The 17,873-nt window shown below is 31.3% G+C and carries 24 protein-coding genes and 1 riboswitch; of the genes, 4 read left to right on the top strand and 20 right to left on the bottom strand.

The genetic code is table 11. The features are described from left to right. Positions 1 to 22 precede the first annotated feature (22 nt). The 9 genes from MHH94_RS06935 to MHH94_RS06895 all read right to left on the bottom strand — a co-directional run bounded on the left by MHH94_RS06935 (position 23) and on the right by MHH94_RS06895 (position 6,894). Complete coding sequence (locus MHH94_RS06935; RefSeq protein WP_232157134.1) at positions 23 to 901, bottom strand: polyprenyl synthetase family protein; 879 nt, start codon at positions 899 to 901, stop codon at positions 23 to 25. After that, positions 882 to 1,073: an exodeoxyribonuclease VII small subunit gene (gene xseB / locus MHH94_RS06930; RefSeq protein ID WP_153653573.1), complete on the bottom strand. Its 192-nt coding sequence runs from the start codon at positions 1,071 to 1,073 to the stop codon at positions 882 to 884. The genes MHH94_RS06935 and xseB overlap by 20 nt, the downstream gene beginning before the upstream one ends. 32 nt (positions 1,074 to 1,105) lie before the next feature. Further along, a complete protein-coding gene (xseA, locus tag MHH94_RS06925; protein ID WP_078355828.1) occupies positions 1,106 to 2,431 on the bottom strand; it encodes an exodeoxyribonuclease VII large subunit in 1,326 nt (441 codons plus the stop codon). Positions 2,432 to 2,443: 12 nt separating this feature from the next. After that, positions 2,444 to 2,836, bottom strand: coding sequence for a transcription antitermination factor NusB (nusB, locus tag MHH94_RS06920; RefSeq protein WP_048539734.1), 393 nt, complete (start codon positions 2,834 to 2,836; stop codon positions 2,444 to 2,446). A gap of 56 nt (positions 2,837 to 2,892) precedes the next feature. After that, positions 2,893 to 3,252, bottom strand: coding sequence for an Asp23/Gls24 family envelope stress response protein (locus MHH94_RS06915; RefSeq protein WP_025904942.1), 360 nt, complete (start codon positions 3,250 to 3,252; stop codon positions 2,893 to 2,895). Between the two features lie 12 nt (positions 3,253 to 3,264). Beyond that, a complete protein-coding gene (gene accC, locus MHH94_RS06910; protein WP_048539733.1) occupies positions 3,265 to 4,623 on the bottom strand; it encodes an acetyl-CoA carboxylase biotin carboxylase subunit in 1,359 nt (452 codons plus the stop codon). 1 nt (position 4,624) lies between these two features. Continuing rightward, on the bottom strand, positions 4,625 to 5,074 hold the full coding sequence (gene accB, locus MHH94_RS06905; protein ID WP_058592312.1) for an acetyl-CoA carboxylase biotin carboxyl carrier protein: 450 nt from the start codon (positions 5,072 to 5,074) through the stop codon (positions 4,625 to 4,627). Between the two features lie 181 nt (positions 5,075 to 5,255). After that, positions 5,256 to 5,813 carry an elongation factor P gene (efp, locus tag MHH94_RS06900; RefSeq protein WP_025904945.1) on the bottom strand — a complete coding sequence of 186 codons (558 nt, stop codon included), beginning with the start codon at positions 5,811 to 5,813 and terminating at the stop codon, positions 5,256 to 5,258. A 25-nt stretch (positions 5,814 to 5,838) separates the two neighbouring features. Beyond that, positions 5,839 to 6,894: a M24 family metallopeptidase gene (locus tag MHH94_RS06895; protein ID WP_058592311.1), complete on the bottom strand. Its 1,056-nt coding sequence runs from the start codon at positions 6,892 to 6,894 to the stop codon at positions 5,839 to 5,841. A 99-nt stretch (positions 6,895 to 6,993) separates the two neighbouring features. Here MHH94_RS06895 and MHH94_RS06890 point away from each other — a divergent pair, with 99 nt between their 5' ends. Both MHH94_RS06890 and MHH94_RS06885 read left to right on the top strand, forming a co-directional pair. After that, entirely contained in the window at positions 6,994 to 7,584 is a 591-nt protein-coding gene (locus MHH94_RS06890; protein WP_048539731.1) for a hypothetical protein, read from the top strand. A gap of 55 nt (positions 7,585 to 7,639) precedes the next feature. Beyond that, entirely contained in the window at positions 7,640 to 7,852 is a 213-nt protein-coding gene (locus MHH94_RS06885) for an SA1362 family protein (RefSeq protein WP_048539730.1), read from the top strand. A 28-nt stretch (positions 7,853 to 7,880) separates the two neighbouring features. On the opposite strand, the gene MHH94_RS06880 is transcribed toward MHH94_RS06885, so the two are convergent. Then, positions 7,881 to 8,711, bottom strand: coding sequence for a lipoate--protein ligase family protein (locus MHH94_RS06880; protein WP_340840293.1), 831 nt, complete (start codon positions 8,709 to 8,711; stop codon positions 7,881 to 7,883). A gap of 120 nt (positions 8,712 to 8,831) precedes the next feature. Here MHH94_RS06880 and MHH94_RS06875 point away from each other — a divergent pair, with 120 nt between their 5' ends. Further along, complete coding sequence (locus tag MHH94_RS06875) at positions 8,832 to 9,212, top strand: rhodanese-like domain-containing protein (RefSeq protein WP_025904950.1); 381 nt, start codon at positions 8,832 to 8,834, stop codon at positions 9,210 to 9,212. A 44-nt stretch (positions 9,213 to 9,256) separates the two neighbouring features. On the opposite strand, the gene gcvPB is transcribed toward MHH94_RS06875, so the two are convergent. The 10 genes from gcvPB to comGA form a co-directional block, all read right to left on the bottom strand. After that, on the bottom strand, positions 9,257 to 10,732 hold the full coding sequence (gene gcvPB / locus MHH94_RS06870) for an aminomethyl-transferring glycine dehydrogenase subunit GcvPB (protein WP_048539728.1): 1,476 nt from the start codon (positions 10,730 to 10,732) through the stop codon (positions 9,257 to 9,259). Further along, positions 10,725 to 12,068: an aminomethyl-transferring glycine dehydrogenase subunit GcvPA gene (gene gcvPA, locus MHH94_RS06865; protein ID WP_048539727.1), complete on the bottom strand. Its 1,344-nt coding sequence runs from the start codon at positions 12,066 to 12,068 to the stop codon at positions 10,725 to 10,727. The genes gcvPB and gcvPA overlap by 8 nt, the downstream gene beginning before the upstream one ends. Before the next feature lie 11 nt (positions 12,069 to 12,079). Further along, positions 12,080 to 13,168, bottom strand: coding sequence for a glycine cleavage system aminomethyltransferase GcvT (gene gcvT, locus MHH94_RS06860; protein WP_119469769.1), 1,089 nt, complete (start codon positions 13,166 to 13,168; stop codon positions 12,080 to 12,082). Positions 13,169 to 13,248: 80 nt separating this feature from the next. Beyond that, a riboswitch (glycine riboswitch) is annotated at positions 13,249 to 13,344 on the bottom strand. 16 nt (positions 13,345 to 13,360) lie between these two features. Beyond that, positions 13,361 to 13,849, bottom strand: a complete 489-nt coding sequence (locus MHH94_RS06855) for a shikimate kinase (protein ID WP_048539725.1) — start codon at positions 13,847 to 13,849, stop codon at positions 13,361 to 13,363. A gap of 234 nt (positions 13,850 to 14,083) precedes the next feature. Beyond that, entirely contained in the window at positions 14,084 to 14,518 is a 435-nt protein-coding gene (locus MHH94_RS06850) for a competence type IV pilus minor pilin ComGF (protein ID WP_048539724.1), read from the bottom strand. Then, a complete protein-coding gene (gene comGE, locus MHH94_RS06845; protein WP_048539723.1) occupies positions 14,493 to 14,774 on the bottom strand; it encodes a competence type IV pilus minor pilin ComGE in 282 nt (93 codons plus the stop codon). Before comGE ends, MHH94_RS06850 begins: the two co-directional genes overlap by 26 nt. Then, positions 14,758 to 15,207: a competence type IV pilus minor pilin ComGD gene (gene comGD, locus MHH94_RS06840; RefSeq protein ID WP_048539818.1), complete on the bottom strand. Its 450-nt coding sequence runs from the start codon at positions 15,205 to 15,207 to the stop codon at positions 14,758 to 14,760. The genes comGE and comGD overlap by 17 nt, the downstream gene beginning before the upstream one ends. Continuing rightward, a complete protein-coding gene (gene comGC / locus MHH94_RS06835; RefSeq protein ID WP_037588275.1) occupies positions 15,185 to 15,502 on the bottom strand; it encodes a competence type IV pilus major pilin ComGC in 318 nt (105 codons plus the stop codon). Before comGC ends, comGD begins: the two co-directional genes overlap by 23 nt. 14 nt (positions 15,503 to 15,516) lie before the next feature. Next, entirely contained in the window at positions 15,517 to 16,557 is a 1,041-nt protein-coding gene (gene comGB / locus MHH94_RS06830; protein WP_088592324.1) for a competence type IV pilus assembly protein ComGB, read from the bottom strand. Further along, positions 16,547 to 17,449, bottom strand: coding sequence for a competence type IV pilus ATPase ComGA (comGA, locus tag MHH94_RS06825; RefSeq protein ID WP_119469453.1), 903 nt, complete (start codon positions 17,447 to 17,449; stop codon positions 16,547 to 16,549). Before comGA ends, comGB begins: the two co-directional genes overlap by 11 nt. Positions 17,450 to 17,602: 153 nt before the next feature. Between comGA and MHH94_RS06820 the strand changes: the two genes are divergently transcribed. Continuing rightward, the gene (locus tag MHH94_RS06820) at positions 17,603 to 17,851 is read left to right on the top strand and encodes a DUF2626 family protein (RefSeq protein WP_025904960.1); all 249 of its coding nucleotides are present in this window, start codon (positions 17,603 to 17,605) and stop codon (positions 17,849 to 17,851) included. Positions 17,852 to 17,873: the final 22 nt, after the last annotated feature.

The following is a 17,873-nucleotide window of genomic DNA, read 5'->3' as shown; positions in this document are numbered from 1 at the left end:
TCATCTACATTATAAAAATAGATTAACTTTCTCTATTTGCAAATAATTTTGTGAGAGACTTAAGTTCTTCAGTGTTATATTGATTTTCTAATTGTTCAAGTAAATATAACGCTTGATTCACATGTTGTTCTAAAGCAACCTTAGTATTGGTCTTACCTAATAGAGACACATAAGTGCTCTTCTGATTCGCGACATCACTGCCAACTGACTTACCTATTTTATCGAAATCCCCTTCAATATCTAGCAAATCATCTTTGATTTGGAATATTAATCCTAATTCTTGGCTAAATGAATCTAGTAGTAAAAATGTCTTACTATTAACTTTAGCGATTGTACAAGCTGCAACGACAGAAAAACGTATCAGTGCTCCAGTTTTGTATCTATGGATTTTACGTAGTGTATCAAGTGAAATTTCTTTATTTTCACTTTCCATATCTAATACTTGTCCACCTACCATACCTTGATGACCGGCTGACTCAGAAAGCAATCTAATCAATTTGACTTTTTCGTCAGCTTCTATATATGTATCTTTAGTAATCAGTTCAAAAGCCTTTGTTAATAATGCATCACCAGCTAAGATTGCAGTCGCATCACCATAGATTTTATGATTCGTTTTCATCCCGCGTCTATAATCATCGTTATCCATAGCTGGTAAATCATCATGTATAAGGGAATATGTATGTATCATTTCAAGTGCTTTTGCAGTTTCCATTCCTTTATTAATATCAGTCTTTAACATCGATAACGTCATTAATAATAGTACAGGACGAATACGCTTTCCACCTGCTAATAAAGAATATCGCATACTTTCTTCTAATTGTGTATTTACAACTGAATCTAGTTTCGTTTGTTTAAGTGATTCAGTGAACTTGTCTACATAACTATTCATGATTTGACTCATCTGAATCACCTTCCTTTTGAACAAGTTTGTTTACTTTATCTTCAGCTGCTTTGAGTTTCGTTTCACATTTACTACTTAATTCAATGCCTCTTTGATAAAGTTCAATTGATTCCTCAAGAGAAATATTTTCTTCGTCTAATTTACCGACGACTTTTTCTAATTCTTCCATCATTTCTTCAAAAGTTTGTTCTTTAGCCACATTTGTCACCTAATTTCCTTAACATTAGCATTTATTTTACCATCTTTTAAATTGATTGTAATATCATCGTCAATTTTTAAATCATTTTTGCTTGTAATGATTTTATCATCTTTTTCGATGATTGAATAACCTCTTAACATAATTTGAGTTGGACTTAACGCATCTAGTTGCGCTAACTTGTTTGTCAGCACTTGTTTTTTTTGACTTATAATACGATTAACGAGCTGTGTTTGAAGCATGTTTAAACGATTAAAGTCTTGTCTAAATTGAAAAGTCTTATTATAAATTGGTGTGATTCGCAATTTATTCTGTAAGATATCTAGCTTATGATTATTACGCGTAACAGTTTGTTCTAAATTTCTAGATAATTGTTTTTGTAATTCATCTAACTTCTGAGTTTCTTGATCATATAGCAACGAAGGCGTCTTCAATTTATAATATGATGAAAGTTGTTTTAATTTATGTTTATCTTGTTGAATAGTTTGTGTGATATGTTTTGTTAAATACTGTCTAGCATTTGAAATAAGTTGATACAGCGCATTAATATCTGGTGTCGCAATGACTGCGGCTTGAGTCGGTGTTGCAGCTCTTACATCACTAACAAAATCACTTAATGTCGTATCTGTTTCATGACCAACTGCTGAAATAACAGGCGTCTTACAATGATAAATGGCTTCTACAACTTCTCTTTCATTGAAGCTCCATAAATCTTCAATAGATCCACCACCACGACCAACGATAATAACATCAACGCCCATGGAATCAGCTTCTTTAATATTGTTAATGATATTATCCTTAGCTCCTTTACCTTGAACTAAAGTGCTCATTAACACTTGTTCTGCAAGTGGATAACGCTTATCTAAAGTAGAACATATATCTCTTATCGCAGCGCCAGTCGATGCTGTCAACACAGCAATTTTCTTAGGATATTTAGGTATGCTTAATTTATGCTCTTGGTCAAAGTAACCTTTTTCTGCTAATTCTTTTTTCAGTGCCTCAAATTTTTCAAATAGAAGCCCCACACCATCTAATTGCATAGATTGAACATAAATTTGGTAAGCACCTCTTGATTCATAAACCCCTATTCTACCTTCAACAAGTACTTGATCACCTTCTTTAGGATTAAACGACAATTGATTTGCGCTCGATTTAAACATCATAGCACTGAGCACACCTTTATCGTCTTTTAATGCAAAATAAAGATGACCACTTGAATGTCTTTTAAAGTTTGATATTTCACCTTTAATAAAGACATTAAGTAGATGTGGATCTTGATCAAATTTATATTTGATATATTTAGTTATTGCTGTAACTGATAAATACTTATCCATTTATATCACTCTTTAACTTTTTGATAAACTGCTTAATACACCATTAATAAATTTATAGTGATCATCATCACTGTATACTTTCGCAATTTCTACTGCTTCATTAAATATAACTTTCTCTGGTGTATCTGTATATTTCAATTCATAAGTAGCCATTCTTAAAATAATTCTATCAGTTTTAAGTAAACGGTCTAATGTCCAGTTTTTTAAATGTGGACTTACAATTTCATCTAGTTCGTCTTTTTTCTCTACAACTTCTTTAACAAAGTTTTTGACATATAAATATTGTTCACCTTTAAAGTCTTCTACTAAATATTGAATCGCTTCTTCTACTGTTAAATCAGTTTTGTTATTTTCTAATTGATATAGTGATTTAAAGACAATCTCTCTTAGTTCTGTTCTTTTCATATTCTTCTCCTTCAAAGAATAAGAGGATGCACGCATCCTCTTAATTAATCATTTTATTATTGGAAATGTATATTAACGATATGTACATTAACTTCTTTTGGTGTTAATGCCGTCATCGTATTTAATGCTTGTTTAATTTCTGATTGAACTTTACGTGCTGTTTCAGAAATTTTTGTACCGTAGTCAAATGTACAGTAGACATTAATGTAGATGCCGTCTTCTTTAATATCGACTTTAATACCTTTACCAAAATTCTTTTTCCCGAATTTTTCTAAGGAATTCTTATTAAAAACGGATTGCATATGAGATACACCTTTAATGTCAGTAGTCGCAATGCTCGCAATGACCTCAATAACTTCTGGCGCAATCTCTATTTTACCTAAAGAAGGCTTTTTATTTTCAATTGTTTTAGCCATTTGAATCCCTCCCTATTTGTCTTCATTATTTATAATATCATGAATCTCTAGGAAATTGGTATTAAAATCACCTGATTCAAATACATCATTTTCTAACAATCTTAAATGGAATGGGATCGTTGTATCTATGCCAGCAACTAAAAATTCTGATAAAGCTCTTTTACCGATTTGAATTGCATCTGTTCTATCTTTACCATGAACAATAAGCTTCGCAACCATTGAATCATAATAAGGCGGAATCGTATATCCTGTATAACATGCTGAATCAATACGCACGCCAAATCCACCTGGTGTTAAATATTGATTAATTTTCCCTGGTGATGGCATGAAATTCTTAAATGGACTTTCTGCGTTGATTCTAAATTCAATCGCATGTCCACTCAAGTCAACTTCTTCTTGTGTAACTGGTAATGATTCACCACTTGCCACTTTAAGTTGAAGTTTAACTAAATCCATTCCAGTAACCATCTCAGTAACAGGATGTTCTACTTGAATACGCGTATTCATTTCCATGAAATAGAACGTTTCAGCATCTAAATCATAAATAAATTCAATTGTTCCAGCATTTTCATAATTAACGGCTTTAGCTGCTCTAATAGCCGCTTCACCCATTTCTTTACGCATTTCTTCAGAAAGGACTGGTGAAGGAGATTCTTCTACTAACTTTTGCATACGTCTTTGGATTGTACAATCACGTTCACCAAGATGTATAACATTACCTTCTGAATCACCCATTACTTGAATTTCAATATGTCTAAAGTTTTCGATGAACTTTTCTAAATATAAACCTTTGTTACCAAATGCTGTTTCAGCTTCTTGCTGTGTCATTCTAAATCCTGTTACAAGTTCTTCTTCATTACGTGCAATTCGGATACCTTTACCGCCACCACCGGCAGTAGCTTTAATAATAACAGGATAGCCGATTTTCTTCGCACATTTCTTTGCAATTCTTACTGTATCTACTAAACCATCACTACCAGGAACAACAGGTACGTTAGCTTTGATCATTTCTTCTTTCGCAACGTCTTTAATACCCATCTTCTGGATAGATTGATAACTAGGTCCAATAAATTTAATTTGGCATGCTTCACACATTTCTGCAAAATCACTATTCTCGGCTAAGAAACCATAACCAGGATGGATACCGTCACAACCTGTTGATTTTGCAATTGAAATAATATTAGGAACGTGAAGGTATGAATCTTTAGATTGTGTCGGTCCAACACAATAAGCTTCATCTGCTATTTGAGTATGTAATGCATCTTTATCAGCTTCTGAATAAATTGCGACCGTTTGTATGTCTAACTCTCTACAAGCTCTAATGATTCTTACTGCAATTTCCCCTCTATTTGCAATTAATACTTTTTTCATATTACTTCACCTTGAATAACGGTTGGCCATACTCTACCATTTGTCCGTCTTCAACTAATATTTCAGTAATTTCTCCAGAAACTTCTGCTTGAATTTCATTAAATAGTTTCATTGCTTCTAAAATACATACTGTTGTATCAGCTTCTACATGAGTACCTACTTGAACATATGGACCTTCATCAGGAGATGGTGATTTATAGAATGTACCAACCATTGGTGCATTAATCGTTAAACCACTTGGTGCTTCTTGCTCAACATTTTGTTGTGGTGCTGATTGAGTTGCTTGTTGTGGTTGTTCTGCTACGACATTTGTTGCCCCTTGGCTATAAATGATTTCTTGTTTAATATCTTTTTTTAAAGTTAGTTTAAAATCTTTATCATTAATATCAATTTCAGTTAAAGAAGAATTATCTAACACATCAACTAGTTCTTTAATTTGTTTTAAGTTCATTTGAAAAACTCCTTTTAAATTCTAATACGTTACACTTCATACATTTTACTTTAGTGGTCATACCAATTCAAGAGATTTTAATATTTAATTATAAATGTAAATAAGAAACATTCCTAATGTAACTAAAATGATTGAGGCCAGGACACAAGTTACTGTCCCAGCCTCATTTTAATGTTTAATATTAACCTCTTGATACGTAGCTTCCGTCAGTAGTATTAATGACAAGTAAATCACCTTCATTAACAAATAACGGTACGTTTAAACTATAACCTGTTTCAACTGTAGCTTGTTTAGTTGCACCAGTTGCTGTATCACCTTTAATACCAGGTTCAGTTTCTGTTACTTGAAGCGTAACTGTATTTGGTAATTCAATACCAATTGTTTCGCCTTCATAAGATTGGATTTGAACTTCCATGTTTTCTTTAATAAATTTAAGTTCATATTCTAGTTTATCACCAGGTAACTCTAGTTGATCGTAAGTTTCGTTATCCATGAACACATGGCTATCACCATTAGCATATAGATATTGCATACGACGATTATCGATTTGAGCTTTTTCAACTTTTTCACCGGCTCTAAAAGTTTTCTCTTGGATTGCACCAGTTCTTAAGTTTCTTAATTTAGAACGAACGAATGCCGCACCTTTACCTGGTTTCACATGTTGGAAGTCCATAACTTTCCAAATGCCATTATCAACTTTAATTGTTAAACCTGTTTTAAAATCATTAACTGAAATCATTCATTTTCCTCCTATTTATACCTTCTTATAAAATAATAAGGTCTTTTGAAGATTTAGTAAAGCGCTGTAAGCCATTTTTTGTAACTAATACGTCATCTTCTATTCTAACGCCACCTAAACCATCTACATATATACCTGGTTCTAAAGTGATACACATATTTTCTTCAAGAACGATATCTGATTTTTGAGATAGTGCTGGGCCTTCGTGTACTTCTAATCCAATGCCATGTCCTAAAGAATGGCCAAATTGTTCACCATAGCCATAACTTTTAATAATATCTCTTGCAATCGTATCTGCTTCTTTACCAGTCATACCTGGTTTAATTTGTTCTAACGCTGTTAATTGTGCCTCTAAAACAATATTATATATTTTCTTCATTTCTTCTTTTGGTTGACCAATTGCAAATGTTCTCGTAACATCACTAACGTATCCTTCATATAATGCACCGAAGTCTAATGTAATCATATCTCCTTCTTCGATAACTTTATTACTTGCTACACCATGAGGTAATGCACCACGGTGCCCTGAAGCAACAATCGTATCGAATGATGAGCATGTTGCACCTTTGCTTCTCATAAACATTTCCATTTCATTGTTCACTTCATTTTCAGTCATGCCTGGTTTAACCCATTTTAAAATGTGTTCATATGTTTCATCTACAATGTCAGCTGCTTTCTGAATTAGTTTAATTTCAAATTCATCTTTAACCATTCTGATTGTTTCGATAACACTTTCAATAGAAGAAAGTTCAACTGCATCTGTATTTAGTGCTTGATATTCATTATAAGTAATTAAATGTGATTCGACGCCAACATTTTTATACTGACCTTCTTTAATCAAGTCATTAATCTTACTTAACATTGGTCCTTCTTGATTAATAACTTCAAAATCTTGAGCTTGATCGTTCGCTTGTTGAATGTATCTAAAGTCTGTAATTAAAAGGGATTTGTCTTGTGTAATTAATAGACTACCACTTGTCCCAGTAAATCCAGAAAGATATCTTCTGTTATACGGTGATAGAATTACAACTGCTTCTAGACCTTTTTCATTCATGACTTCTCTTAATTTATTAATTTTCATATTTATCCCCTTTCTATTTGTACAATAAATCTATATACATTAAAATAATATCATACATATCGAAATTTTTTCACAGTAAAACATTGGGAGTAAATAAACATGAGAAAAACAATTATAACAATCATGGCAAGTACAGTTGTCTTATCTGCGTGTGGAAATGATAAAATTCAACAACTTGAAGAAAAGAAGTCTTCATTAAAAAGTGATAATCGAAAATTAAAAAAAGAAGTATTAGACTTAGAAGATAAAAACAAAACATATAAACAAAAAGAAAATAGTGTCAAAAGCAAAATTAAACAAAATGAAAAAGAATCGTCGAGTCTGTTTACAACTCAATATTTAAAGTCATCTACAAAATTTGTAAATGAAACAAAATCTAACATTACAAGTTATAACAAAATCAAGAAAAATGTAACATCTAAATTCGATGATGAACATACTAAAAATGAATTAGAAAACATTTATCACAATCAAGAAAACATTACAGATAGATATAAAGATGAAATGAAAGGTAAATCTATTCCTAAAGATTATAAAACGCTTCATAAAAGTATGTTAAAACTATCAACAAGTATTGAAAAAGTGTTTAAAGATTTAAATGATGCTTACAATAAGAAGGATAAAAAAGGTATCCAAAAAGCAATTCAAGAGCTTAATGGTTTAGATAAAGAGATAGGTCAAATTGAGTGAGATTATACATAAAATGTGCTATATTAAATAGACTAATAATTTAAGGTGAGATTTTATGAAAAATGTTTTATTCTATTTAATTATTGCTATAGCAGTTTTTGGATTAATTATGAATCTTGATTTCTTTATTATGGGCTTCATTCGTATGATTGTCTCATTAATCATATTCGGATTAATCATCTATCTAATTTACTATTTCTTCTTTTTAACGCCAGATCAACGTAAATATAAAAAAGCAATGCGCAAACAAAAGCGTAGAAATAGATAAAAAAAGAGACTTCAATAGTCTCTTTTTTTTACTTTCTGTAAGTCCAATCTTCTGATTTATATTTTTCTTCTAATTGTTTAATTTCAGCAATCTGTTCTTCAGTAAATTCAAGTGGTTTATATTCTATATCTAAACCTTTCTTAAATCCTTCATAAAATGCTGTTTCCATTTCTTCTAGAGTGATGAATTTATCTGATAAATCATTTATAGCAACTGCTTTATTTGTAAATGCTGCTTTCATTTTATCTTTTAGTCGATCGTTTCTATATATAAACATATCAAACAATTCATCGACATCTATATCTTGTAAAATTGAGCCATGTTGTAAGATAACGCCTTTTTGACGTGTTTGAGCGCTTCCTGCTATTTTTCTATCTTCTACAACAAGTTCATACCAACTTGGCGCATCAAAACAAACTGAACTACGTGGTGTCTTAAGTTTATCTCTTTCTTCTTTTGTCTTTGGAATTGAAAAGTATGCGTCGAATCCTAATGATTTAAAACCTTCTAACAATCCCTCTGAGATTACTCTATAAGCTTCAGTTACCGTTTTAGGCATATTTGGATGCGATTCTGGAACGATGACACTATAAGTTAATTCTTTATCGTGTAAGACACCTCTACCCCCTGTAGCACGTCTTACAAGTCCAAAACCTTTTTCTTTTACTTTTTCAATATCAATTTCTTTAGATAGTTTTTGAAAATATCCAATTGATAACGTAGCTGGATCCCAAGTGTAAAATCTAATTACAGGATCGATTTCTCCTCTACTCACAAAATTCATAAGTGCTTCATCAACTGCCATATTATAATATGGATTATTCGATTTCGTGTTTAAAAAGTGCCAAGTTTCTTTCACAATTAAAACTCCTATTCAATTAATTCTTATGTACTTTTCTATTTTAGCAAAAATATTTTGATAAATCTCACAAGAAATCTTATAATAAGGGTATCGACTTGAATTGGGAGGAATCAGACCATGAATTATTGGTATATCGCGCTCATAGTCCTAGTCTTGATTATCATTTATATGGCAATTAACTATTCATTAAATAAGCGCGCAGTAAAAGAATTAGATCAAAATGAATTCCATAAGGGATTAAGAAAGGCACAAGTTATAGACTTGCGTGAAAAGGCTGATTTTGACTATGGTCATATTATCGGGGCAAGAAATATACCGATGAGTGTATTTCGTACAAGATATCAAGGTTTACGTAAAGACCAACCTATATATTTTTGCGACGCAAATGGCGTAGCAAGTTATAGAGCTGCTAGAATGATGAAGAAAAAAGGTTACACTGAACTATTCATGCTTAAAGGCGGCTATAAAAAATGGACTGGTAAAGTTAAATCTAAATAATATTAAAGCGTCTTGATCGTTAAATGCGACCAAGACGCTTTTTATTATGCTTTTTCTTCTTTTAGTAATTCAAATTTAAGTACTGGTTTTCTTGCTGCTTGTGTTTCATCTAATCGACCAATGACAGTTGTATGTGGTGCTTCTAATACAACTTCTGGTGATTCTTCTGCCTCTTTAGCAATTTGAATAAGTGTATCACAGAATGCATCTAATGTTTCTTTAGATTCTGTTTCTGTTGGCTCAATCATCATACATTCTTCCACGTTGATTGGGAAGTATATTGTTGGTGGATGGAAGTTGAAGTCTAAGAGACGTTTAGCAATATCCAATGTTCTTACACCAAGTTTTTTCTGTCTTGAACCACTGATTACGAATTCGTGTTTACAGTGTTGTGTATATGGTGTATCAAAATGATCTTGTAATCTTCTCAACATGTAATTAGCATTTAATACAGCTGTTTCTGAAACTGCTTTTAATCCATCTGGACCCATCGTTCTAATATAAGTATAAGCTCTTAAATAGATACCGAAGTTACCGAAGAATGGTTTAACTCTTCCGATAGATTGTGGCATATCATGTTCGAATTTAAATGTATCATTTTCTTTAACTACTGTTGGTTTAGGTAAAAATGGTACTAAATCTGCTTTAACACCTACTGGTCCTGAACCAGGTCCACCGCCTCCATGAGGTCCTGTGAATGTTTTGTGTAAGTTTAAGTGAACAGCGTCAAATCCCATATCACCAGGTCTAACTTTACTCATAATCGCATTTAAGTTAGCACCATCGTAATACAATTTTCCACCTGCTTGATGTACGATTTCTCTAATTTCTAAAATATCTTCTTCGAATAATCCTAATGTGTTAGGGTTTGTTAACATGATAGCAGCTGTGTCGTCCCCAACTACACGTTTTAAGTCTTCGATATCAACTAATCCTTTTTCATTAGATTTTACAGTTACTGTATCGAAACCTGCTACTTTTGCAGAAGCTGGATTTGTACCGTGAGCTGAGTCTGGTACGATAACTTTCGTTCTATTGAAATCGCCATTTGCTTCATGGAAAGCTTTAATCATTAATAAAGCAGTCCATTCACCGTGAGCACCTGCTGCAGGTTGAAGTGTTACTTCATCCATACCTGTAATTTCTTTTAAATGCTCTTGTAAATCATAAATAATTTCGAGTGATCCTTGTACAGTAGAAACATCTTGTAATGGGTGTGCGTTTGCAAAGCCAGACATTCTAGCGACTTTTTCATTAATTTTAGGATTGTATTTCATTGTACATGAACCTAAAGGATAGAATCCTGTATCTACACCATGGTTTTTATTAGATAATTCAGTGTAGTGACGCATTAAATCTAATTCACTAACTTCTGGTAATTCTGCTTTTTGTTTTCTTGTAAATTTATCTCCTAAAAGATCTTGTACATCTTGTGTTTCAACATCTTTTTCAGGTAAAGAATATGCAAATCTATCTTTTCTAGATCTTTCAAATATTAATTCACTTGATGGTTTACGCACTGTATTCACCTACTTTTTTGATAAATGTATCGATTTCTTCTTTTGTTCTTAATTCTGTTACTGCAATTAACATATGATTGTTGAATGCTTCGTCTATGAAACCTAAGTCAAATCCACCAATAATACCTTCTTCAAGTAATTCAGCGTTGATTTCACTTATCGGTTTGTTAAATTTAACAACAAATTCGTTGAATGAAATACCATCTAACACGTCAAATCCAGCTTCTTGCATTTTTTGTTTCATGTAAGTTGTCTTTTCCATGTTAAGTTTAGCCATTTCAAATACACCATTTTTACCTAAAGCACTCATACAAACTGATGCTGCTAATGCATTTAGAGCTTGATTAGAACAAATATTTGATGTCGCTTTATCTCTTCTAATATGTTGTTCACGCGCTTGTAACGTAAGAACAAAGCCTCTATTGCCATCTTCATCTTGTGTTTGACCAACTAAACGTCCTGGTAGTTTTCTCATAAGTTTCTTAGTAGATGCAAAATAACCACAATGAGGTCCACCATATTGTGCTGGAATACCGAATACTTGTGCATCACCAACAACAATATCAGCACCGAATTCTCCAGGAGGTGTAATTAAACCAAGTGATAAAGGATTGCTTGATACGATAAATAAAGCTTTTTTATCTTCAATTAACTGTTTAATTGCCTCTAAGTCTTCTAAAGAACCAAAGAAGTTAGGATATTGAACACATACTGCCGCAGTATCGTCATCGATAACTGCTTTCAACTTTTCTAAGTCCGTAACAGTACCGTCTAAATCGACTTCAACTACCTCTATATCTTGTGCTTTAGTATAAGTTTTAAGTACTTCAATAGATTGATAATGTACAGATTTAGAAACAATTACTTTTGATTTCTTAGTATGACCTGCTGCAAGAACAGCAGCCTCAGCAAAAGCAGTTCCACCATCATACATAGATGAATTGGCTACATCCATACCAGTTAATTCGCAAATTAAAGTTTGAAATTCAAAAATAGCTTGTAATTCACCTTGTGAAATTTCTGGTTGATAAGGTGTATAAGCAGTATAAAATTCTGAACGAGATATAACATGATCTACAACAGTTGGAATATAGTGATCATAAACACCTGCACCTAAAAATGAGGCATGAGTTTCACTTGTTATATTTTTATTCGCAATTTGAGATAGTTCACGTAATAAAGGCGTCTCAGCTTTCTTTTCTTTAATATTTAACGGTTTATTAAACCTTACAGATTCAGGTATATCCGTAAATAATTCGTCTACAGATTGAATACCAATGACGTCTAACATTTCAGATTTATCTTTTTCAGTTAAAGGTATATAGCGGTGACCCATTTTATTCACTCCTATGATTTAAATGATGATTTCTTAACAACTTTAGCTTTTACTTGTCTTTTTCTAACTTGTATTAAAATTTCTTTATCTAATTCAAATGCACTCTTCTCAATTAATCCCATAGCAATAGATTTACCAGTTGACGGAGACTGTGTTCCAGAAGTTACATAACCAATTTCATTGCCTTCAGTATCTAGAATTGCATAATCTGTTCTCGGTATACCTTTATCTATCATTTCTATACCAATTGATTTTCTTGGCGCACCAATTTCTTTTTGTGCTTTCAAAACATTTTTACCGATAAAGTCATCTTCAATTAGTGGTTTAACAGCAAATCCAATGCCAGCTTCATATGGTGTGATTTGCTCAGATAAATCTTGGCCATGTAATGGTAAAGCAGCTTCAAGTCTTAAAGTATCACGTGCGCCAAGACCACATGGAATAACATTTTCGTTTATAAAACCATCCCAAATAGCTTTAGTGTCTGCAGCATCACAATAAAATTCGAATCCATCTTCACCTGTATAACCAGATTGAGATAATATAACTTCTTTCCCGAATAATGTTACATTTTGTTTGAATTCAAACATCTTCATTTCTGATACATCAACACTTACTAATTTTTGAATTAATTCGCGTGCTTCTGGACCTTGTATTGCTAATTGGCCATATTCAGAAGATTTATTTTCAACATTTACATTAAAATTTTTAATTGATTTTAACCATTCGAAATCTTTATCTGTATTACCTGCATTAACAACTAAGAAATAAACTTTGTCGTCTAATTTATAAACAACTAAATCATCAATCACGCCGCCATCATGGTTACATAGCGTTGTATATTGAGCTTTACTATCCGTTAATAATGTTGAATCATTCGTTAAAGTGTATTGAATAAACTGATCCGCTTCTTCACCTGTAACGATAATTTCACCCATGTGACTCACATCAAAAATACCTACATGATTTCTCACTGCATTGTGTTCCTCTTTAATACTTGAAAATTGGACTGGTAAAGCCCATCCAGAAAAATCAATTACTTTCGCACCTTGATCTATATAAGTTTGATACAAAGGTGTTTGTTTTAAATCTGTCGTCATCATAACTCTCCCCTTCTGAATATGTATAATAAAAAAACAGGGTAGCTTTCGCTACCCTGTTGAAGTGCTCTTCAGGAATGCGTCACAAAGTTATCCTTTTGCCTGAGAGATTCACTCAAATCTGGCTTGCTCCTTCGGCGATGAATATATCATTCATTCTCTCTAACTTTGATCATTCGCAATTATTTTAGCTTATAGTGATTCAATAATCTCACTTGCAACTACTTCTCTAGGTCTGTTAGCATCAATGTGCTTGAATGCGATTTCATTATAACTTAATTCTCGTTTTGAATACAAGGCTTTTAATTCATTTAATGACTTTCCATTAGCATTCGGTCTGTTATTATCATGATTAATTCTATTAAATAGAATTTCAACATCACATTTTAACCAAAAAGTATTGTCATTTTGTTTTAATAATTCTTTACTTAGTTCTGATTCTACAATACCGCCACCAGTTGAAATAATCACATCTTGATCAATCCATTTTTTTAAAGCTTCATACTCTAAATCTCTAAAATGTTTTTCACCATATTTTTCAAAAATTTGTGGGATTGGTAATTGAGTTGTTTCAACGATATAAGTATCTATATCTACTAAACTTTTGTCATAATGTTCGCTCAACAAATTTCCGATAGTTGTTTTGCCAACACCCATAAATCCAATTAATACGATTGACATTAAATCTACTCCTCAGTTGTTTCATATCAACTTAAACTTTATTCTATCTCATTTTTCAGAAAATAAAAAGCTTAAAATTATTTATTTATCATTATTTTTATTTCACGTATATAGTATTGTTCTAAATTGTGATAAGTATTAAGCTTAAAGCTATATTGTACTAAGTAAAATGACAAAAAGGAACTATAAATAAATAATATTCCAAGTAATAACGGTAAAATAAAACCAGCATCATTAGATATAAATTTCTTCATGTAATTCTTTATCGCCTTTTCTTATAATAATAAATACTTTAAATGTTTCGTTAGATATCTTATCTACTTGAAAAGCATTCACATTATTAACTAAAGTGATGTTACCGCGACCATTTATACTTTTTATTATTTTTTCATTTAATAATGTGAATTCTGTAGAACGTGTTTCATTTATGAATTTAATCCTGTTATGAACCTTGTCTAATTTTATAGTACTTTCTTTTATTTCATCGGAGAGTTCTTTTCTGAACATCATCAATTCAAAATGCGTATGATCCATTGCATTATCCTTAAACAAATAAAGACTTTTAATGAGCAATGGAATTAAAGCTAATATAATTAATAAAAATGATAATGACAGTAGCATTTCTATCATGGTAAAGCCTTTATTATTTTTCAATACATATTTTTTCATTTTTCAATTCATCTTTCATACAAACTTTTGTATTAAACTTTAAATATTTATATCTCTTTACATCATATTTTGGTTCGATAGATTTTGATTGCACAGTTTGATAGAGCATTTGATAAAGCTTTATTCTATCGTGTTCACGAGAAATATTTTCATTTAATGTAGTAACTAAAGGTAGTAATGTCCCACTCAATAGCATTATGATAAAAATAGACAACATAAAATCTATAAACACATACCCATCATGTCGTTTCAACAATTCTATATCTCCCTTTCTCGATGCGAAAAATAACATGATACTTTCTTTCATTAAATTCCACTTTTAAAGTGCCAAATTGATTAATATTCCCCTCTCCATCAAAAACTAATGTCGTAAACTCATTATTTTTAGAAATACGACCTTTATAGAGTGAGATGGTTTGAATCTGATTCTTCTCAATTTGATAAAATATTTTATCTGAATTGGGTTTAAACCAAACTAATATAGGTTGCTTTTGAGATAGAGATTTCGTTTCTAAAAACTCTAGCTTCGTTTCAAAATCATCTATGCCATTATTTAATCCACTACTTGCCAATGGATTCACAGATAAATACATTGTCACCATAAAAATAATACTGATAATGGATAGCACAATAATCATTTCCACCAATGTAAAACCTTTATTATCTTTAATGTGCAACAACTTCACCATTTTCAAGTGTAATTGTCTCACCTGATTTACATGTCAGTTGCTTTTGATTAATATAACCATCACTTACTAAATCATTTATAGAATTTGGTTTAGCATCGTGCTTCAATGTATAAGCTTCTACTTGACCAGCAACCATTTTCACTTGAGCTTGGCATCCAGTACTTTTTACAGTCTCTGATTGCTTACTTATGTTTGGTATGATGATCACCAATAATATACTTATGATTAAAAGGACAATTAGCATCTCAACCAATGTAAATCCTTCTTTTTTACTTAAAAATTTAAATCTTTTCATTTAATACATTCCTTTCACTTTATTCCTTCTACCATTTGCAGCATCGGTAGAATGATAATTAAATATAGCGTTACGATTAACAAGGCTAGAACACCAAATACTACTGGTTGTATCCATTTGAGATGTTTTAAAAAAGTCTTCTCCAGAGTATCTAGCATAAAAAGACTGTAATAATAAAGTTCTAAATCTAATTTAGATTTATTTTCTCCGTGATTAATATAGTGTATGAAATTAGATTCAAAGCACCCTAACTTTTTAATTGAGTTTGGAAATGTCATACCAGAAACTAATGATTGATTGATGGAATGGCCAATATATTTCAAAAAATCATCTTTAGTTTGCAACATATATATTTCAATTATTTTAGTAAGGGTAATACCATTTTGTATAAAAAAGGAAAAATCTCTAGATATACGATATGAGTTATACATCGTAATGTAACGATTGATGATTGGAATTTTCTTGTATATAGCTATTTTACGAGCCATTTCTTTGTCCATAAAATTCATATAACTGATGAGATAAACGAGGAATAAAATGAGGACTAAAGTAAAAATAGTTGTTGGTAAATATGAAAATATTGTCGTGATAATACGTAACGAAGTGGATATTTCTAAATTCATTGAAGCATAAATTTCTGTGAATTGAGGAATAATGGTTTGATTCACAACAGCAAGTAACATAAAAAAGATGCTGAATAATAAAGCAGGATATTGAATTGTTTTTATAAATCTTTGTTTAACTTGTTCAATCTTTTTTAAATATAGAATAGAGTGTTCTAACGTTTCATTCAAATTACCATATAGTTCACCAAAGTATATTTGAGTAATAATGACTTGCGGATAATTAAACAGTTTAAGTATTTCATGTAATTGCCCAGTCTCTTTAACAATTTCACAAGCAGTCGTATTTAAATTATGTTTTTTAAGTTGTATGAATTGATCAGACAGCAATTGAATAGCTTCTAGTAAAGTGAAACCTTGTCTTAACATATCTAACAGTCGTGTTAAGTATAATACTTGGTCTTTCTTTAATACATTTTTCTTACGTTTCATAATCATTCTCCATATATTTAATAATGTCATCTTTAAAAATATAAGACATATTTAAAATTCTTGTTTCTTCATTTTTCTTCACAAGACGTTGGTTCGTAATACATGAAATACCTTGTTTAATTTGTTCGACTGTTACACCTAGTTCTATTAGTCGATGGATTGCCCCGATTGTACCACTAGCATGCATAGTTGAAAGCACTAAATGACCACTTAAACTTGCCTGAATAACTTGCTTAGCAGTAACATCATCTCTTATCTCCCCAATCATAATAACGTCAGGATCACATCTTAAAATAGCTTTAAAGGATTGTTGATAAGTTATGTTAGCTTTTTCATTAACTGAAACTTGAACGATACCATTTAATGTTTGTTCTACAGGATCTTCAATCGTAATAATATGTTTATTCTTCTCTCTTTTTAATGCGTACATCAATTCATACATTAGTGTCGTCTTACCTGATCCTGTTGGCCCCGTAAATAGAAATAACCCTTCTGATTGATACATTCTATTTTGTAGAACGTTATATGATTGATGCTCTGATTTCACTTGTGAATGATTAAAACGTTGAGGGGTAATTCTAATGGAACAAGATTCTATTCCTAAACTGATAGGTATCGTAGAAATTCTTAAGTAGTAATGAATGTCATGTTCATATAAATATTGACCGCTTTGTGCTTTATTACGTTCACTTACATCAAGATGAGCGATAAATTTCATATAAATGAGTAGCCTACTATACAATTTAAAGTCTAGATCTAAATCATAAGGTATATTATCGCCATTTATCCTCATTTGAACAAAGACTTTATCATCATTTAAAGGTACAAAGTGAATATCACTCGCATTTGAATTGACAGCATCGTTAATAATTGACTTAAATAATTTCTCCATAATCTCCTCCTAATATATATAAACGCTTCCAATCCCCTAAATTACTTGTTTAATGCTTATGAATTTGCGTTAAAATGCTATTTACTTTTGTATAGAGTAACTTTATAATTAAATATGAATAAGAAAGTAAACACAGAGGGGGTTCTTAAGAAGATGGATAAAGTTTATAAAACTCTAGGCTTCTGGACTGCTATTTTTGCTACGATGTTTTATGTCGGTGGTATGGACATGATGGCATATTTCTTCTTAGCACAAACTGGATTTTTCGTATTGTTGGGATACTTAAAATTAACAGAAAGAATGTATATGTATATATTCGCAATTTATTTAGTATTATGTTTTGTTGGATTTACATATTATTCTACATTCTTATTAGAGCCAAGTTTTGGAGCACATCATTAAAAAAAGCATTACACAAACGTGT

Origin of the sequence: Mammaliicoccus sp. FSL K6-3158 (assembly GCF_038005105.1) — a bacterium.
In the GTDB taxonomy this organism is placed as follows: Bacteria; Bacillota; Bacilli; order Staphylococcales; family Staphylococcaceae; genus Mammaliicoccus; species Mammaliicoccus sciuri.
The sequence above is the reverse complement of the archived record's forward strand: the minus strand, read 5'-3'. Positions and strand labels throughout refer to the sequence as shown.

Bases quoted from the DNA above. Each gene is read 5' to 3' on its own strand.
- xseB (WP_153653573.1), bottom strand. From the start codon at position 1,073: ATGATGGAAGAATTAGAAAAAGTCGTCGGTAAATTAGACGAAGAAAAT.
- comGC (WP_037588275.1), bottom strand. From the start codon at position 15,502: ATGAAAAGATTTAAATTTTTAAGTAAAAAAGAAGGATTTACATTGGTT.
- comGB (WP_088592324.1), bottom strand. From the start codon at position 16,557: ATGAAACGTAAGAAAAATGTATTAAAGAAAGACCAAGTATTATACTTA.
- comGA (WP_119469453.1), bottom strand. From the start codon at position 17,449: ATGGAGAAATTATTTAAGTCAATTATTAACGATGCTGTCAATTCAAAT.
- MHH94_RS06890 (WP_048539731.1), top strand. From the start codon at position 6,994: ATGAGAAAAACAATTATAACAATCATGGCAAGTACAGTTGTCTTATCT.
- MHH94_RS06915 (WP_025904942.1), bottom strand. From the start codon at position 3,252: ATGGCTAAAACAATTGAAAATAAAAAGCCTTCTTTAGGTAAAATAGAG.
- xseA (WP_078355828.1), bottom strand. From the start codon at position 2,431: ATGGATAAGTATTTATCAGTTACAGCAATAACTAAATATATCAAATAT.
- accB (WP_058592312.1), bottom strand. From the start codon at position 5,074: ATGAACTTAAAACAAATTAAAGAACTAGTTGATGTGTTAGATAATTCT.
- MHH94_RS06885 (WP_048539730.1), top strand. From the start codon at position 7,640: ATGAAAAATGTTTTATTCTATTTAATTATTGCTATAGCAGTTTTTGGA.
- comGD (WP_048539818.1), bottom strand. From the start codon at position 15,207: ATGGTGAAGTTGTTGCACATTAAAGATAATAAAGGTTTTACATTGGTG.
- gcvPA (WP_048539727.1), bottom strand. From the start codon at position 12,068: ATGGGTCACCGCTATATACCTTTAACTGAAAAAGATAAATCTGAAATG.
- MHH94_RS06895 (WP_058592311.1), bottom strand. From the start codon at position 6,894: ATGAAAATTAATAAATTAAGAGAAGTCATGAATGAAAAAGGTCTAGAA.
- MHH94_RS06935 (WP_232157134.1), bottom strand. From the start codon at position 901: ATGAGTCAAATCATGAATAGTTATGTAGACAAGTTCACTGAATCACTT.
- MHH94_RS06850 (WP_048539724.1), bottom strand. From the start codon at position 14,518: ATGAAAAAATATGTATTGAAAAATAATAAAGGCTTTACCATGATAGAA.
- accC (WP_048539733.1), bottom strand. From the start codon at position 4,623: ATGAAAAAAGTATTAATTGCAAATAGAGGGGAAATTGCAGTAAGAATC.
- gcvT (WP_119469769.1), bottom strand. From the start codon at position 13,168: ATGACGACAGATTTAAAACAAACACCTTTGTATCAAACTTATATAGAT.
- MHH94_RS06820 (WP_025904960.1), top strand. From the start codon at position 17,603: ATGGATAAAGTTTATAAAACTCTAGGCTTCTGGACTGCTATTTTTGCT.
- efp (WP_025904945.1), bottom strand. From the start codon at position 5,813: ATGATTTCAGTTAATGATTTTAAAACAGGTTTAACAATTAAAGTTGAT.
- nusB (WP_048539734.1), bottom strand. From the start codon at position 2,836: ATGAAAAGAACAGAACTAAGAGAGATTGTCTTTAAATCACTATATCAA.
- MHH94_RS06855 (WP_048539725.1), bottom strand. From the start codon at position 13,849: ATGTCAATCGTATTAATTGGATTTATGGGTGTTGGCAAAACAACTATC.
- MHH94_RS06875 (WP_025904950.1), top strand. From the start codon at position 8,832: ATGAATTATTGGTATATCGCGCTCATAGTCCTAGTCTTGATTATCATT.